Consider the following 15,654-nt stretch of genomic DNA (forward strand, 5'->3'; position numbering starts at 1 on the left):
GTCAGCTCGTGCGCCGCACGTCCTGGCACTCGACCTCGGGGGAGCCGCCGTACGCCTCGATGGTCGTCCTCGTGCCGGTGGTGCTTCCCGACAGGCACAGCCGGCCGTCCATCACGCGCAGGTCGAGGGTGAACTCGACGTGGCCGGCGGCGCGCGGGGGCGTGTGGACGCGCTCTGCGATGTAGCCGAGGTCGTGCAGCGCCTTGGTCACCTGGGTCGCGGTCGGGTCGGGGGTCTTCTCGAGGGCCTTGGTGATGCGGTCGACGTGGAGAGGGGCCTCGCACTTCTCCACGGAGCTCAGTTCCGTCTCCTTCCTGGCGTCCTCGGGATCCCTGGGCTCGCTGGTGGGCACCGCGTCGTCCGGCACGGGCACGGGCAGGGGCTCCTCGGGCGGGACCGTGGCGCCGAGCTCTCTCGCCTCCACCTTCTCCTGCTCCGCCAACTCCTCCGGCGGAGGTGCGGTCGGGAGATCCGACGGCAGGCACGGCTCGGCGATGTCGAGGAGCAGTTCCATGAACGGGAGGAAGTCGGCGCCCTCGGTCTCCTCGGAGGAGGGGGCGGAGGCGGGGGTGGCGGCAGGGGTGGCGGGGGAAGCAGGGGAGGCGGCGACCCGGCCCTCGGCTCGGGCGGACGCCCCCTTGTCTTCCGCCCGCTCGGTCCCGCAGGCGGCAAGTCCCAGCACACACAGCGCCGACAGTGCCGAAAGCGTCGTACGGCCGAAAACGCTGTTCGTCCTGGCGGGTCCGGCAAGTCGTCGTCTCATGCCCGAAGTCTGTGCCTGATCGACAAGCCGGGCATGAGTACTCCTACTCAAAGCGGGCCAGGGAAAGAGGCGCCTCACCCCGGGGCACCCTGCAACTTTGTAGGTACCCCCCGAAGTCGACATGGACCACGCTGGACAACGACCCGGCACGGGCGACACGGACCAGAGCCCGCGCCATCCGGGCATCTCGACGACATGGGGGAACAACACATGCGTAATCGACTGAAGTCCGGCGCTGTAGCCCTCGCCGCGGCGTTCGGCGCGGTCATCGCCGTGGGATCACCGGCGGCCGCCGACGACGAGTTCTGGACGCGTAGCTGCGGCTCCAAGTACTACGCCTTCTCCGACGAGTACACCTCATGGACCAAGAAGTACTCGGGTGGCGACTGCGCGGGTGACGCCTGGGTCCGTATCAAGGTCGACGGGAAGTGGCAGGGCTGGAAGCACGCCTCCGGAAAGATGACCATCGAGAACGGCGCCGGGAACACCGAGCTGAGCGAGCACAAGGGGTGCGCGGACTGCAAGGTGTACTTGCTGATCCCCTGACCGACCTGACCAGTACGCGACGGCCGGGGCGATGGATACCGCACCGGCCGTCCGCGGAGACCGCAGGTGTCAGAGCTGACCGGACTCGGCGATGGTGATCTTCGCCGAGGTCGCGCCGTTGCCCGAGCCGAGCGACTCGATCTTCTTGACGACCGCCATGCTGGCCTCGTCGGCGACCTCGCCGAACACCACGTGCTTGCCATCCAGCCAGCCCGTCACGATCGTCGTGATGAAGAACTGCGAGCCGTTGCTGTTCGGGCCCGCGTTGGCCATCGACAGCAGGCCCGGACGGTCGTGCTTGAGCTTGAAGTTCTCGTCGGCGAACTTCTCACCGTAGATGCTCTTGCCACCCGTGCCGTTGCCCCGGGTGAAGTCGCCACCCTGGAGCATGAAGTCCGGGATGACCCGGTGGAAGGACGACCCGGCGAAACCGAAGCCCTTCTCGCCGGTGGCCAGCGCGCGGAAGTTCTCCGCGGTCTTCGGGACGACGTCCTCGAAGAGGTTGAAGTTGATACGGCCGGCGGGCTCGTCGTTGATGGTGATGTCGAAGTAGACCTTGGTTGTCATGGTCCTATCCTGCACCCTCGTGCTTGAGCTGCCGTAATCGTGGGGGCGGGTGCGTCGTGGTGCGGGGTGGCTGACCTCAGGCTGGTCCCGCAAGCGGCCTGTCACGCCCCTGGCGCCTACTGCGCGAAGACATCGACGGGCACCGCTTGTGCAGGTAGATCGTGATTCCACCGGCGGAGGACGAGACCTTGTCGTGTTCGTCGTAGGTCTCACCGGCCACGATTGCTCGGTCACATCGTCCGCAGATCACCGTGACGCCCCCTCTTCCAGGCCGCTTTCCAGCTGTCGTGCAACGGCCGGGCTGCCGGACACATCTGATCCGGGGCTTTGCGGCAGCGGTGGCAGCCGAGGCAGTGACCGACCAGGGCGTCAAATGCATCGACAACCTCATGGGCCGGTTCCGCACCCATCAGCGTCGCTCCGTCCGCGGGCCGTAGTGCGCTTCGACCGCTGCGTGGAACGCCTGACGCAACTGGTCCACCGGTGTGAACGGACGATCAGGAGGTGGCGGCACCGCCCAGTGCAGGTGCATTTCCTTGGCGTCGAGCGGTGGAACGACGACGTAAGTGGCAGTTCCGCACACAGTTGTCTCTCGTACGTTCCACCCGGTCGTCGATGACGGCTTGGTCAGGAAGTAGTGAATGCGGCTCCACGGATCGCAGATCACCGCCCCCGACGCCTCACCGAGCAGGGTCAGCACGGCTCGCCCAAGAGTCTGGCCGGCTCGAATCGCCTCGAAGTGCGTACCTGCCTCGACGTGCCGGATCGTTCCTAGGGGCGGCAGCCATGGCAGATTCCCGTGCGGTCGAGCGATGCTCACGCCACCCTTGATGAGGGTGGGCGGCGCGAACGGGATCGCCTCAGACATCCCTGTTCCCATCTGCTGGTCCCGACGTGTCGGACAGATGCTCACGGCCTGCAAGGGGCACAAGTACCCCGGCGAGGGGTACTACGGGGAGATCAGTTTGCTGCACACCACTCGGCGAAGCCCGTGAGCGCCTCCGAATCGGTCCGCTTCAAGCGACGCAGCGTGGAGGCGTCTTCACGGACCCAGGGGTGTTCTCGGGTGTGCTGCGGGGCGATCCGACGGGCCAGTTTCAGGGACTCGAACGCGTGATCCGCGAGCCCGGCCCAAAGTTGCGCTCGGGCCAGTTCGATGTAGAAGCCCGAGCGTCGTTCAGCCGGTAGTTCGGCGGGTGGTTTCCAGTCGTGTGCGGCTGTGAGAGCACGATCGACGTGGTCGTCTCCGAGGCTGACGGCCACGGACACTTCATGAATGCGGACGGTGTCGGGTCCGAATGCCGTCCCGCGGTAGACGGACTCGGGCACATGGTCCGCGAGCGCCCGAGCTTCGGCGAGGTGAGTTGCCGAGGCCGTGGCGTCCCGTGCCCGCCCGGCGATGACCGCGGCCCTCATGTGGAGAGCTCCCCTCGCAGCGATGGCAGGCACGGTGCTCGGGACGGGCGCCGAGTCGATGGCATCCTCGAGCGTGCGCAGCCCGGGAGCATGAGCGTGTGCGGCGAAGAAGATCTCCGTACGCACGTAGGCGACGGTTGCGGCCAGGAGGGGATCGTCGGCGTCGGGGGCGGCCCAACGCATCAGTTCGACGAGACGCGCGGACAGGTCATGCGCACCGAACTTGAAAGCCACGGCGTCCGCCGCACGGTAGGCCGTGACCAAGAGCGCGGCCGGCTCGCGTCGCTCGTGGGCGGCCGACCCGTGATAGGCGTGAGCAAGTTCGGCGAGCAGGTCGGGGACTTCGCGGACGATGCGCGTGTACTGGGCTGCAAGGCGCCAGCGAGAGGCCTCGGCGACGGCAGCGCGAAGCTCGCCGAGGGGGCGGACCGGACCGTCGTCCGGGACGTCGTAGGCGGCGATCGCCGCGGAGAGGGCGGGCAGCGCTTCGCGAACCCGGGTGTGTACAGGACCGCGGTCGACGCGCAGACGGCTCGGATCGACACCGAGAGCCGCCGCGAGGGCTTCCAGCGTGACATCGGTGACGCCACGTTCTCCTCGCTCGATCTTGCGGATGGTGCCGAGGGCGACGCACGCGGCGTCCGCGAGCTGCTGCTGCGTCATCTTCGGGCGCATGACGCTGCGGTAGTAGGCGAGTCGCCTGCCTACCCCACCGTCGGCGTGTGCGGACATACAGGCTCCAGTACGAGTCGTCTGCTTCGAACCGTACTCGTGTGGATACGCGGTGTGTTCGCGAATGGCTTCGCTGGTCCTGATCGGTGCCCGTACTCCTCAGCCCGCGACGATCGTGGTGAGCTGAGCGAGGTGTTCGATCCGCCAGTCGGCCGCCGCCCTCAACTCCGGGTCGTCTGCCCATAGATGGCCCCACGGTCCGCGACGGATGTGCGCCGCCCGTAGCCCGGCGGCCTTCGCGGGGAAGATGTCATTGGCCGGGTGATCACCGACGTACACCGTCTCGCTCGGTGCGGCCTGGGCCACTTCCAGAACGCGCTCGAAGAACTCCGGACGCGGCTTCGCCACGCCCCAGTCCCCGGACGTGACCACGAGGTCGACGGGCAGATCGAGGTCGCGCAACAACTCTCCGGCGCGAGAGGTCTGGTTCCCGGCGACGATGACACGGACACCGAGCTTGCGGAGTCCGGACAGGGCCGGACGCACATCGTCGTACAGATCCGTCTCGTCGAGGAACTCGCCCCGGCCGGCCGCCTCACGGGCGTGGTACTCGGCTGCCACGTCGATGCCGGGGCGAGCCAGCCGTAGGGCGTCCGCGTTGTCACGGCCCTGAGCGACGACGGCTCCCACGAGGGCGGAGAGGGTGTGGCGGGGGATGCCTAGCCAGTCCGCCCAGGAGTGCCAGAAGCGGTCGTCGCGGGTGAGGGTCTCGCCGATGTCGAGGATGATGGTCTCAATCATCTTGGGCAGCCTACGGGGCCATCCCATCGACAGAAGGAATGCTGATCGACTTGTCAGCTGTCGGGTGATCCGCCTGCGTGTCGATGCTCTGGACCGGCTGGGACTGGCAACGGGCCTCAATGCCGCGCCAATCCCAGCACATCACGGCTCCAGTTCGTTCGCGAAGAACCCGAGGTGCAGATCGTGCGGCGTACCGACTAGCAGTGCACGGTCGAGCAGGATGTTGTTGTGCTCGCAGCTCGTCTCGGGCAGCATCGCGCAGGCGTGACAGGCGGCGAGGTCGGTTCCGCTGATGCTGGATGCTTGGATTCGACGCAGAGCGTGTCACGCCATCAGTGGGCCTGCTGGTGGAGACATCGCTGGCGCGTGCTCGGCGCAGGTCGTTCTCCTGGTGCGCGTGAGGTGTGGCTTGCGCGGTGACGTTTACACGGGAGACTGGTGCCATGTCCCCGACCGCATCGTCCCCGTCGGTCTCCGCGCGTATGAGTCGTCAGGTGTCCCGTGACACTCAGCCGGAACTGGCCGTACGCCGACTACTGCACGCGGATGGCCTGCGGTATCGGGTGCACTACCCCGTCCCGGGTATGCCGCGGCGGAGCATGGACATAGCCTTCAGTAAGTTGCGGATCGCCGTGTTCCTCGACGGCTGCTACTGGCATGGCTGCCCGGACCATGCCACGCATCCGCGGGCCAATGCGGAATGGTGGCGCACGAAGCTCGACCGGAACATGGCGCGTGATCGCGAGACGACCGACCACCTGACTGCCGCCGGCTGGGCGGTGCTGAGGTTCTGGGAGCACGAGCCGGTCGATGACGTCGCCCACCGGATCGAGGCCGTAGTGCTGTCCCGTAGATCGGCTTCAGGCGGTTCCTGATCCGCGCTGTCCGTATCGGGCAGCGAGTTGTTCCCGATCCTCGCGATTTGCTGCTTCCGCGTGGGCTTCGTGAAACCTGGGGTCCCACACCGGATTGAGATCATGATTCTGAGTATCAGGACGCGTCTCACGCAATATCGTGTAGATGTTGTGTGCGCGGGGCGCGTCCCGGCGCGCTTCGAGGCGTCTGCGTCGCGGATGGGCTGACCTGCGAGGCGCAGTGCCTCGCAGTCCGATTGTCTCCAGCGAACAGAAACGGGGAACGGTCGACTCCCATGACCGACGAACTCGACGGAATGTACGACACGTTCAAGGCCCTGCTCGATTCGTTTCCCCCGGCGGAGGCGGTCAAGCGGCTGGAGCAGTTCGGCATCGCCCCGGAAGTCGTGCAGCAGATCCGCGAGCGGCACGAGCAACAGACGATCCGCATCAAGGAGCTCGAGGAACCGCACGCGGTGATCCTGGGCAACCGTGACACCTGGTACACGGGGCCACAGGCCAAGGACAAGTGCTGGCCAGCAGTCACGGACCAGCTGCGCAGGGACGTTTGGCCCAAGGAGGCGATCCAGAGCCTCGACGACTCCTCGACTCGCGTGGTCTCCCTGCTGAACCACCCGAAGGAGAAGTCGTTCTCCACACGTGGACTTGTGGTGGGCTACGTCCAGTCTGGGAAGACGACCAACTTCACGTCCGTCATGGCGAAGGCTGCGGATCGCGGCTACAAGCTCTTCATTGTCCTGGCCGGTATCCACAATGGGCTTCGCCGCCAGACCCAGGCGCGCCTCGTGCAGCAGCTTGTGGAGCCGAATCCCTCGCTGTGGTCGCAACTGACCGGACTGGAGAAGGACTTCACCCCGCAAGAGAACCCGGCCTCGTATTTCGGCAAGAGCAACAAGACCCACGTGCTGTGCGTGGTGAAAAAGAACGCTGCGGTTCTGCGCAAACTCGCCAAGTGGCTCGAGCAGGCTTCGACCTACCTCGAGGACTGCCCCGCGCTGATCATCGACGACGAGGCCGACCAGGCCACCGTGGCCACGAATTCGATCAATCCGCTGATCTTGAGCATCATGAGCCACCTGCCCAGGTCGGCGTACGTCGGCTACACGGCGTCCCCGTTCGCGAACCTGCTGATCGACCCGAATGCCGAGGACCTGTATCCCAAGGACTTCGTCGTCAACCTGCCCCAGCCTGCCGGGCACTTCGGCACCGAAGTCCTCTTCGGCCGCTACGCCCTCGACGGTGAGGACCCGGAGCAGGTCGACGACGGACACGACATGATCCGCTCGGTACCCAAGGACGACATTCCCGCCGTACGCCCCCGGACCAGGGCCGACGTCGAAGGCTTCGAGCCCGTCATCACCGACACCCTGCAACGGGCCGTGGAGTACTTCTGGCTGGTCACCGCCGCCCGGCGCGTGCGCGGCACCGGCAACTCGCACAACACCATGCTGATCCACACCAGCGTCAACACCGCGGTCCAGAACAGTTTCAGGAGGCCCCTGGAATTTCTGAGCAAGCGGGCCGCGCAGTCGTTGGGGAGCCCCGACTACCTCTCTGGGCTGCGCGTCTTGTGGGACACGGAGACCGAACGCGTCCCGGCCGAGGACTTCGGCGAGACGAAGGTGCCGTTCGAGGAGCTGGTTCCGCAGCTGCCCGGGGTGCTCGACAGCTGTCGCGTCATCATGGACAACTCCAGCAGTGAGCAGCGGCTCGACTACGAGAACGGCCCGGTCGTCGCGATCGCCGTGGGCGGCAACACCCTCTCGCGAGGACTCACCCTCGAAGGGCTGTCCGTCAGCTACTTCGTCCGTTCGGTCTCGGCGTACGACACCCTGCTCCAGATGGGGCGCTGGTTCGGATTCCGCAACGGGTACGCCGACCTGCCGAGGACCTGGATGACCGACGAACTCGCCGAGTGGTTCCGGCACCTGGCCACGGTCGAGACCGAGATGCGCCGCGACATCGACATCTACATGACCGAGGACGAGGACCCGCTCACCTTCGCTGTGCGCCTGCGAACACATCCCGCCCTTCGTGTGACTGCGGCTGCCAAGATGCGCGACGCCGTCGTGGCAGCTTCCTCGTACGGCGGCAAGCGGGTCCAGACCCGGTACTTCCACACGGACGGGGAGTGGTTGCGCGGGAACATCGACGCGGCGCGCACGCTGGTCGCCGCCGCTGTCTCCAACACACACCGCGTGGAGGCGCGTGCTGCGGACGGACGCTACGTCTTCCGCGACGTGCCGCATGACTTCGTGCTCGATTTCCTGTCGAACTACCAGTTCCACAAGAAGTCCACGGAGAACGACGTCACGCTGATCAGCGACTACATCCGCAAGCGGGTCACCAGCGCCGGCTCGCTTGGACGCTGGAATGTCGCCATCGTGGGCAACCCTGCGGGGAAGGGGCAGGACTTCACCTTCGCGCCTCACGTGACCGTCGGGCTGAACAACCGTGCCCGCCTTCTCCTGTCCAACCCCGACCCCGACTTCGCCGACATCAAGACGCTGATGAGCCGCAGGGACGCGGCAGTTGACCTCGCCGGGGACATCGGAAAACTGACCGAGAAGGGGATCAAGGAGGAGCGGCGCAAGCAACTCCCTGACTCCGGTCTGCTTGTCCTGTACCCGATCGACAAGGTGTCCGAGCCCGACTCGTCGAAGAAACTCCGTGCGCCGCTCGACGCGGCGGAGCACGTGATCGGCGTCGGCCTGGTCTTCCCCGAACCGCGGAACGGCGACAGCACCGTGGAGAGCTATATCTCCGCGGACTTGTCCAACGTGCGCATCGAGATCGAGGAGGAGGACTACAGCCTCGTCGACGGTGAGGACGCATGAGCGAGGACGAACTGCGCAGCCTCGTCGAGCAGCGCTGGATCGCGCTCGAGGCCGAGCAGAGTACGGGGGAGCGTCGGCTTCGAGTGGCGGAGCTGTCGGTCGCCGCCGGCACCGGCCCGCTCGCGGTGGCCGTCGATCACGAAGGACACCGCCACCTCCTGGTGCCGATCCACACGCACATGAAGGTTCGCACCGGCTTGGACGGACCAGTGCTCCGGCTGCGCAAGCGTCCCTTGGAGGACGCGGAGACCTACCAGACCTACGCGGATCTGGGCTGCCTGCGCGACGACCTCAGTGACCTGTTCACCGAGCTGTGCGTGGACGTGTTGGAGGAGGCAGCTGAGCTGCCGGACAATCCCGTCAAGGCGCTGTACCGGGTGCTTGACCGTTGGAGGTCGCTGTTCCGGACCGAGGGGCCGCCTCTGGGGCCGGTGGAACTCGCCGGACTCTTCGGTGAGTTGACCGTGCTGAACCGTCTCCTTGCAAAGGACCCGAGTGCACACCGGATCTGGCACGGGCCCGAGGGATACCGCCACGACTTCTCGGCTGATTCCAACGCTGTCGAGGTGAAGGCCAGCACTCGCAGCGAGGGTCGACGGCCGCGGGTACACGGGCTTGACCAGCTCGAAGCCCCTGACGGTGGAACGCTCTACCTGGCCTGGTTCCGGCTGCGTCGCACCACCACGAGCGGCGTGGGCACGCGGTTCGTGGAGTTGGTGGACGAAGCCATTCGACTGTGCGACGACGAGGGAGCTCTTCTCGCACTGCTCTCGAAGGCCGGTTACCGTCTCGCCGACGTCGACCTCTACGAGGACGTATGTTTCGCGATCACGGAGGAGCGTTGGTATCAAGTCGACGCGGACTTCCCCGGATTGACCGGTGAAGCGCTCACCACGGCAGGCGTGCCCGTGTCCGTCCTGGACGTCGAGTACACCATCGACCTGTCCGGTGACATCCCCGCATCGTTGGAGCCCGAGCAGGTGTCCCTGGTGATCGAGAACCTGGTCCAGGAGCCCGCGTGACAGAGCCTCGTTGGTTCTCCCAGCCCTATCCACCGGAAGGCGCCAGCGCCGCTGAGGGCATCCGCAACCAGCTCGGACGCCCAGAGCTCGACCTGCTCACCATCCTGGCGCGCGAGTCCGCCCAGAACAGCTGGGACGCCCGCATCGAGGGATGCCCCGAGCCCGTCGACTACCGCATCGACATGTGGACGGTCGGCCCGGCACACGCCGGCGCGTGGCGTGAGCTACTCCTGGACGGGGCACCCATGAGCGCGGAGCACTTCCCGCTGCGCGAGGCGCTCAAGCGCCGTCCCGCCCGAGTGCTGGCGGTCTCCGACCGCGGTACCCGAGGACTGGGCGGCCCCACACGCGCCGACGACGCCATCGGCCCCGAGCGCGACTTCGTCTCCTTCATTCGCAACATAGGGGAGCCACGTGACACGGCACTCGGCGGTGGCACGTACGGGTTCGGCAAGGGCATCTTCTACCTGCTGTCGCAGTCCGGAACCGTCCTCGTCCACTCCCGATGCCGCATGCCGCAGGGCGGCTATGAGACTCGGCTCATCGGCTGCACCCTGTGGAAGAGCTACGTGGCCCAGGAGGGAGACGGGGAGCGCCGATACACAGGCCGCCATTGGTGGGGCGACATCTCAGGAGACGTCGTCGAACCGCTGGTCGGCCTGGCGGCGGAGACCGCTGTCCAACAGCTGGGGCTTCGAGCGTTCGGGCCGGAGGAGACCGGGACGACCATCGTCGTCATCGACCCCAACCTGGATGAGCTCGAACCGACCGCAGCGGCCGACTACTTGGCCGAGACCATCGCGTGGCACCTCTGGCCGAAGATGATCTCCGTGGAGGGCAAGGGCCCGACCATGCGCTTCTCGGTGACCTGCGACGGCGTCGATCACCCCGTGCCGGATCCCCGGCATACCCGTCCTCTGAACATGTTCGTCGCCGCGTACGAGAAAATGACGGGGCGGGACGGCAGCGATCTGGCGTGCCGCAAACCAAGGCAGCATCTCGGGCGACTCGGGCTGGAGAAGCGGATCATGCCGTCGCTGGAGCCCACGCGCGCCTCGCGCATGCTCGACATCGAGGACCTCGTACACCATGTGTGCCTGATGCGGCCTGCGGAGCTTGTCGTCACCTATCACGCGGGGCCGAAGCCGCCGAGTGTGAACCAGGGCTACGCCGGGGTCTTCCGTGCCGACGAGGCCATGGACGAGGTCTACGCGAAAGCCGAGCCGCCCACGCACGATGCCTGGCACCCGCAGTCGCTGGACAGGCCGCAGAGCACCTTCGTCAGGACGACGTTCCAGCGCATCGGCGAGTCGCTGAACGATCTGCTGTCCCTGACCGGGGGTGTTCGCTCCGGTGCGAGCAATGTCGCGTTGGGCGCGGCCAGTTCGTTCTTCTCCGGGCTGGTGGGCGGAGCCTGGGGCATCGGCGGGGCCACGGCCTATTCCAAGCCTGGCAGCACCACCACGCGTGCCTCGAAGCAGGAGGAGAGCTCGCGTCGTTCGGCAGGCAGCACCACCGCGAAGGGTGCAGCCTCCGGTCGGGAAGAGAGATACGCCTCCGGCAGCACGACAGATTCCGGTGCGTACGGGGCGTCGTACGGAACGGAGAACGGTGAGACGGGCACCGTACGGCGGCGCCCGCGCGTGCAGTATGTGGGAGAGCCGTACTACGAGGATCGCGGCGACGACGAACTGCTCGTCCAGGACTTCCGCCTGCCCGTGGACGGTCCGCAGCGAGTCCGCATCGACCTGGCCGTCACCCTCCCCGGAACGGGCGGGCGCGAGACCGATCCGCCGATCGGGGCGAGCATGCCCTTGCTCGTCGGCTGGGAGGACGGTGACGGCCGTGTCCACACAGTCGACGCATGTGTCATCGACGGTGGCGAGACCGTATGGCGTGCGCTCGTACGTCCGGCACCGGACACCATGACTGAGATCGGCATCAGGGTCGAGGCGGTGAAGGAGCCGTGACCCGCCGAGTTCTCCCGTACCGAGTCCCGTCCATGGACGTCGTCACCAGCGAGCCGTGGTTGCTGGTGACCGACGACGGCGAGATCCCGATGCCGGAGGCATTGCCGGACTGGGACTACCAGATGGACCTGCACCTGCGCAGGACCATCAGCGTCGATCTCGATCGTGCGCGCTCCCAGTCGGGTCTTCCGCCCGATGCAGCGCTGACCCTCGCCGTGGTGTGGACGGCCACGGGCTCCAACCTCAGCGGGCCTGCAGAACATGCACGGTTGGATGACAGTGGAGTGATCACCGCGGAGTTCGACATCGTCCTGCGTGGCGCGGACCTCGGAGGCCTGCTCGTACTGGACACCGCCCTGGTCCTGGCCGAACGCCGTCCCGACGCTCGTCCGTCCTCGCCTCGCCGTGCCGGCTCGGTGTTGTGGAGCGATCGTGAGGAACTGCGTCTGCAGGGCGACGCACCGCAGTTCCCCATGGCGGTGATCGACTTCTCGCTGACGTCGTTCCCCGACAACGCCGCATGGCACCTGCAGATCAGCGGTGGCCTGGAGAGCGCCACCATGGGCTCGCTGCTCTTGCTCGTCAACGAGCGGAACGCCATCACCGCCACCGCGTTCGAGAACGCGGGCAAGCCCCGCCCGATCGACCGGGTCGTCCTCTCCGCGGTATACGCGGATGCCGCCCGCATCATGATCGAGCACGCGTTGGCCAACGACGACTTCATCGACGACAGCGACTTCTCAGAGGGTTCGCTCGGCGCGACCATGATGAGTCTCTTCGACCGGCTCTTCCCGGAGCAGCTGATCACCGACATTCGTCTGCGTCAACGACAGTCACCTGCGTTGTTCGCCTCGGATCTGCAGGCGGCGGTCAAGATTTTCGAGGTGTCGTGATGAGCTTCCTTTACCCCCGACTGCTCACAGAGCAGGCTAAACCGCTCTTCAACGAATACGAGCACTTGTCGATCGCAGAACTGGCCGGTCGCTTCGGCTTCTCCCACGAATCCGCCGTGTATGTGGCCACAGGCGGGGACAGGGTCTCCGCCACCCAGCTGCGCGAGTTGCGTGCAGGCGTCGTCGACCTTGCCAAGAGCGCCGGTTTCCCTGACGAGTCCGACCGCACACGCAACGCCGAATTCGACCTTCAGCTTGCCGCTCTGCTGCACGGCGAGATGGGCATGGTGCCTGCCGAAGCGGCCTCTCGGGACGTCTGGGCTTTCCTCGCCCTCGTCGTCCTCCCGGACGTCGCGTTCTGGCGCTATCCCAAGCCGCCGAAGGACCGTGTCCTCGGAACCGACCTCACTCGGCACGTCTTCGGCCGCCTGTGGTGGCGCGCTCAGCTCGTACGCGCCTCCGACGATCCGGAGCCGTACGGCGCTCTCGAGATCCTCGGCGAAGCGGCGTTCGACCAGATCTACGCCCGCCGTGCCGCGCTCGGCGGTAGTCCGCACATGGTCCGTGCGATTCTCCGTGTTTGGAAGGCCCTCGATCTCCAGGGCCTGAACGAGCGCGAGACACTTCGCGACTTCCTCAAGCGGTTGCTCAGACTCGCCCCGTTCGTTCTCTTCGACGGCATCGAGGAGTACGCCCTGGATGACGAGCTGCGGGCGGTCGCTCAGGAATCCGTCGATGCGCAGCGCCTTGCATCGTCGCCTGCCGGGAGCGACGTGACACAGAGCGCTGTTGTCAATGCATCGCTTCTCAGCACTTCACAGCAGACGCCGCCGGCGCCAGAGCCCGCCCCGGCGCCGGTCGAGGCCCGTCGGTTCCGTTCCGTCGAGATCTGTGCCGGGTGCGGCGCGCAGGCGCTCGGCCTGGAGCAGGCCGGGTTCGACCCCGTGGTGCTCATCGACAGCAAGGCCGACGCCTGCTTCACCATCGAGCGGAACAGGCCCGAATGGGACACGATCTGTATCGACCTCGCGCATTTCCCGCTCGGTGAGCGCCCTGACATCATCGGCGTCGACCTCCTCAGCGGCGGCCTTCCACGGGTCAAGTCCATGGCCACCGTCGGCCGCGACGAGGACACCGAGGAGCGCAGAGTCCTCCGGGCCGCCATCGAGCTGGCATGCGAGGTGAAACCGAAGGCCGTGCTCCTGGAGAACGTCCCGGACCTGGCCGAGAGCCCGGAGTTCGAGGTCGATCGGGGATGGATGGGAGCCCGGCTCGGGGAAGCCGGGTACCGCACGACGTGGAAGGTCCTCAACGCCGCCGGCTTCGGCGTGCCGCAGAACCGCAGGAGCAGCTTCATGGTCGCCATGCCGGAGCCGTACTTCTCGCGGTTCTCCTGGCCCGAGCCGGACGGCGGGCCGACCCCGACCGTGGGCCAGGTGCTCGGCGCATCCATGTCCTCGCGGGGCTGGCCGGTCTCAGAGGAGTGGATCAAGGGCGCCGACCGCATCGCACCCGCGCTCGTCGGCGGCTCCGACCGAAGGGGCGGTGCCGACTTGGGCCCCACCGGCAGCAAGAAGGCGTGGGCCGCGCTGGGCGTGAACGGCAACAGCCTCGGCGACGAGCCACCTGGTGCGGATTTCCCCCCGGGTGAGATGCCCAAGTTGACCGTCGAGCAGGCTGCACTGATCCAGTCGATCCCGGAGGAATGGATCTTCACCGGGGGTAAGACATCCCGTTATCGACAGATCGGCCACGCCATGCCCCCGCCACTTGCCACTGCTGTCGGACACGCCATCGCAGCAGCCCTACGAAGCTAAGATCGCCCCATGCACGCAGACCGCCCCGACGACCTCAAGATGATCACCGTTCTCGATCTTTTTTCGGGCTGCGGGGGTTTTACACAGGGATTTCACGAGTTCCGGCCTGCGGGGGCGGAGGACGCCGGACCGCTCTTCCGAAGCATCGCGGCGGTCGAGCACAACGAGGCCGCGGCCGCCACTTACGCGGTCAACTTCGGTAGGGGGCGGCTCGACAAGAGGCTTCCGGCCGCCCGCGTGCACCTCGGGGACATTGAGAAGTGGGAGCCGACCGAGGATGATCTGCACGCGGATGTGGTGGTCGGTGGGCCTCCCTGCCAGGGCTTCTCGGCCCTGAACCGGAACAAGAAGGGCACAGAGCGCAACCGCCTGTGGGAGGAATATGTCCGGATCGTCGCGAAGGTTCGCCCCAAGGTCTTCGTGATCGAGAACGTCGACCGCTTCCTCAAGTCGGATGAGTTCCGCAACCTGCTCAGTGAGGTCGGGGTGGGCGGCAAGTTGGCCGAGTACCGGCTGGTCGATCCTCCAGGGCACGTGCCTGCCGACACGGAGGAGGAGAAGATCAAGCGCTATCTCCTCAACGCGGCGGACTACGGCGCGGTCCAAGCACGCCGGCGCACCATCGTCATCGGTGTCCGCAAGGACATCGACAACGGTCACGCGATGTCGTACCCGGTCCCGACGCGCAGGCGTCGCCCGAAGAACGGCGCGTATGCCGCTGCACAGATGCTCGACGGCGTCGACGCGGAAACCAGCTATTGGAAAGCCGTGGACGGGATCTTCGAGGAGTCCGCGAAACTCCCCCTCTCGGGGACCGAACTCCCCAGCGGCGAGAAGTACATCGAAGACATCGACGTGGACGTTCCCGGCATCTTCACCACCGACGATCTCCACTTCAAGCGTCAACCGAAAGAGCTCTCGGTGGCGCGCTACCTCGCCATCCCTCCGGGCGGGAATCGCAAGGACCTGGAGGGCAAGTGGTACACGGTGGACGAAGACGGCGCCTTCGCGTTCTACACCGTAGCGAGACCTGCGGGCGTGAAGACCGACGTCGAGTACCTCTCGACCAAGAGCTGGGACAACCACACGACGGGCACAGGTGACGTCATGGGCAGGCTCCGCATCGGCGAGCCGTCCGTCACCATCCGCACAGAGTTTTTCAAGCCGGAAAAAGGCCGCTACCTCCACCCCACGGAACCTCGCCCGATCACCCACTACGAGGCCGCCCGAATCCAGGGCTTCCCTCCTGAATTCCGCTGGTGCGGCTCGAAGACGGAGATCGCGAAGCAGATCGGCAACGCGGTTCCGATCCCCTTGGGGATGGCAGTCGCTTCGGCCATTTACGACTGCCTGCGGCGTTAGGGCCCACTGTGGCAGTGACATGCGTGATGAATGCTCGCCGTCTGCGACGGCGGCACACGCGCATACTGGAGGAGAAAGTGGAGACGCAGTAGCGGGTCCTCGTCGAACTGCAC

General features: G+C 66.5%; 13 protein-coding genes and 1 pseudogene. 8 read left to right on the forward strand and 6 right to left on the reverse strand.

The features are described from left to right. Nucleotide 1 precedes the first annotated feature (1 nt). Nucleotides 2–763, reverse strand: coding sequence for a hypothetical protein (locus ACWD3I_RS00825; protein ID WP_365398604.1), 762 nt, complete (start codon nt 761–763; stop codon nt 2–4). A gap of 210 nt (nt 764–973) precedes the next feature. On the opposite strand from ACWD3I_RS00825, the gene ACWD3I_RS00830 reads away from it, so the two are divergent. Continuing rightward, nucleotides 974–1,309 (forward strand): hypothetical protein, encoded by a 336-nt coding sequence (locus ACWD3I_RS00830; protein WP_365398601.1) that lies wholly within the window; start codon nt 974–976, stop codon nt 1,307–1,309. 69 nt (nt 1,310–1,378) lie between these two features. Here ACWD3I_RS00830 and ACWD3I_RS00835 read toward each other — a convergent pair whose 3' ends face one another. From ACWD3I_RS00835 to ACWD3I_RS00855, 5 genes and pseudogenes are all read right to left on the reverse strand, one after another. Further along, complete coding sequence (locus ACWD3I_RS00835) at nt 1,379–1,876, reverse strand: peptidylprolyl isomerase (protein ID WP_266891870.1); 498 nt, start codon at nt 1,874–1,876, stop codon at nt 1,379–1,381. A gap of 409 nt (nt 1,877–2,285) precedes the next feature. Then, a complete protein-coding gene (locus ACWD3I_RS00840) occupies nt 2,286–2,744 on the reverse strand; it encodes a hypothetical protein (RefSeq protein WP_365398598.1) in 459 nt (152 codons plus the stop codon). A 92-nt stretch (nt 2,745–2,836) separates the two neighbouring features. After that, on the reverse strand, nt 2,837–4,024 hold the full coding sequence (locus ACWD3I_RS00845; RefSeq protein ID WP_365398595.1) for a helix-turn-helix transcriptional regulator: 1,188 nt from the start codon (nt 4,022–4,024) through the stop codon (nt 2,837–2,839). Between the two features lie 99 nt (nt 4,025–4,123). Next, the gene (locus tag ACWD3I_RS00850) at nt 4,124–4,765 is read right to left on the reverse strand and encodes an HAD family hydrolase (RefSeq protein ID WP_365398592.1); all 642 of its coding nucleotides are present in this window, start codon (nt 4,763–4,765) and stop codon (nt 4,124–4,126) included. A gap of 141 nt (nt 4,766–4,906) precedes the next feature. Beyond that, nucleotides 4,907–5,091 (reverse strand): annotated as a pseudogene (locus ACWD3I_RS00855) (hypothetical protein); the annotation flags it as partial. A 156-nt stretch (nt 5,092–5,247) separates the two neighbouring features. Between ACWD3I_RS00855 and ACWD3I_RS00860 the strand changes: the two are divergent. The 7 genes from ACWD3I_RS00860 (at nt 5,248) to ACWD3I_RS00890 (ending at nt 15,541) form a co-directional block, all read left to right on the forward strand. After that, entirely contained in the window at nt 5,248–5,640 is a 393-nt protein-coding gene (locus tag ACWD3I_RS00860) for a very short patch repair endonuclease (protein WP_365398773.1), read from the forward strand. 275 nt (nt 5,641–5,915) lie between these two features. Continuing rightward, a complete protein-coding gene (locus ACWD3I_RS00865) occupies nt 5,916–8,477 on the forward strand; it encodes a Z1 domain-containing protein (RefSeq protein ID WP_365398589.1) in 2,562 nt (853 codons plus the stop codon). Then, a complete protein-coding gene (locus tag ACWD3I_RS00870; protein ID WP_365398586.1) occupies nt 8,474–9,499 on the forward strand; it encodes a PD-(D/E)XK motif protein in 1,026 nt (341 codons plus the stop codon). The genes ACWD3I_RS00865 and ACWD3I_RS00870 overlap by 4 nt, the downstream gene beginning before the upstream one ends. Then, nucleotides 9,496–11,469: a hypothetical protein gene (locus ACWD3I_RS00875; protein WP_365398583.1), complete on the forward strand. Its 1,974-nt coding sequence runs from the start codon at nt 9,496–9,498 to the stop codon at nt 11,467–11,469. The genes ACWD3I_RS00870 and ACWD3I_RS00875 overlap by 4 nt, the downstream gene beginning before the upstream one ends. Nucleotides 11,470–11,534: 65 nt before the next feature. Then, nucleotides 11,535–12,362 carry a hypothetical protein gene (locus ACWD3I_RS00880; protein ID WP_365398580.1) on the forward strand — a complete coding sequence of 276 codons (828 nt, stop codon included), beginning with the start codon at nt 11,535–11,537 and terminating at the stop codon, nt 12,360–12,362. Next, a complete protein-coding gene (locus ACWD3I_RS00885) occupies nt 12,362–14,179 on the forward strand; it encodes a DNA cytosine methyltransferase (protein ID WP_365398577.1) in 1,818 nt (605 codons plus the stop codon). The genes ACWD3I_RS00880 and ACWD3I_RS00885 overlap by 1 nt, the downstream gene beginning before the upstream one ends. A gap of 9 nt (nt 14,180–14,188) precedes the next feature. Further along, nucleotides 14,189–15,541, forward strand: coding sequence for a DNA cytosine methyltransferase (locus ACWD3I_RS00890; RefSeq protein WP_365398574.1), 1,353 nt, complete (start codon nt 14,189–14,191; stop codon nt 15,539–15,541). The last annotated feature ends 113 nt before the right edge of the window (nt 15,542–15,654 follow it).

Source organism: Streptomyces sp. NPDC002817, assembly GCF_053592055.1.

Bases quoted from the DNA above. Each gene is read 5' to 3' on its own strand.
- ACWD3I_RS00890 (WP_365398574.1), top strand. From the start codon at position 14,189: ATGCACGCAGACCGCCCCGACGACCTCAAGATGATCACCGTTCTCGAT.
- ACWD3I_RS00860 (WP_365398773.1), top strand. From the start codon at position 5,248: ATGAGTCGTCAGGTGTCCCGTGACACTCAGCCGGAACTGGCCGTACGC.
- ACWD3I_RS00885 (WP_365398577.1), top strand. From the start codon at position 12,362: ATGAGCTTCCTTTACCCCCGACTGCTCACAGAGCAGGCTAAACCGCTC.
- ACWD3I_RS00850 (WP_365398592.1), bottom strand. From the start codon at position 4,765: ATGATTGAGACCATCATCCTCGACATCGGCGAGACCCTCACCCGCGAC.
- ACWD3I_RS00865 (WP_365398589.1), top strand. From the start codon at position 5,916: ATGACCGACGAACTCGACGGAATGTACGACACGTTCAAGGCCCTGCTC.
- ACWD3I_RS00845 (WP_365398595.1), bottom strand. From the start codon at position 4,024: ATGTCCGCACACGCCGACGGTGGGGTAGGCAGGCGACTCGCCTACTAC.
- ACWD3I_RS00825 (WP_365398604.1), bottom strand. From the start codon at position 763: ATGAGACGACGACTTGCCGGACCCGCCAGGACGAACAGCGTTTTCGGC.
- ACWD3I_RS00870 (WP_365398586.1), top strand. From the start codon at position 8,474: ATGAGCGAGGACGAACTGCGCAGCCTCGTCGAGCAGCGCTGGATCGCG.
- ACWD3I_RS00830 (WP_365398601.1), top strand. From the start codon at position 974: ATGCGTAATCGACTGAAGTCCGGCGCTGTAGCCCTCGCCGCGGCGTTC.
- ACWD3I_RS00840 (WP_365398598.1), bottom strand. From the start codon at position 2,744: ATGTCTGAGGCGATCCCGTTCGCGCCGCCCACCCTCATCAAGGGTGGC.
- ACWD3I_RS00835 (WP_266891870.1), bottom strand. From the start codon at position 1,876: ATGACAACCAAGGTCTACTTCGACATCACCATCAACGACGAGCCCGCC.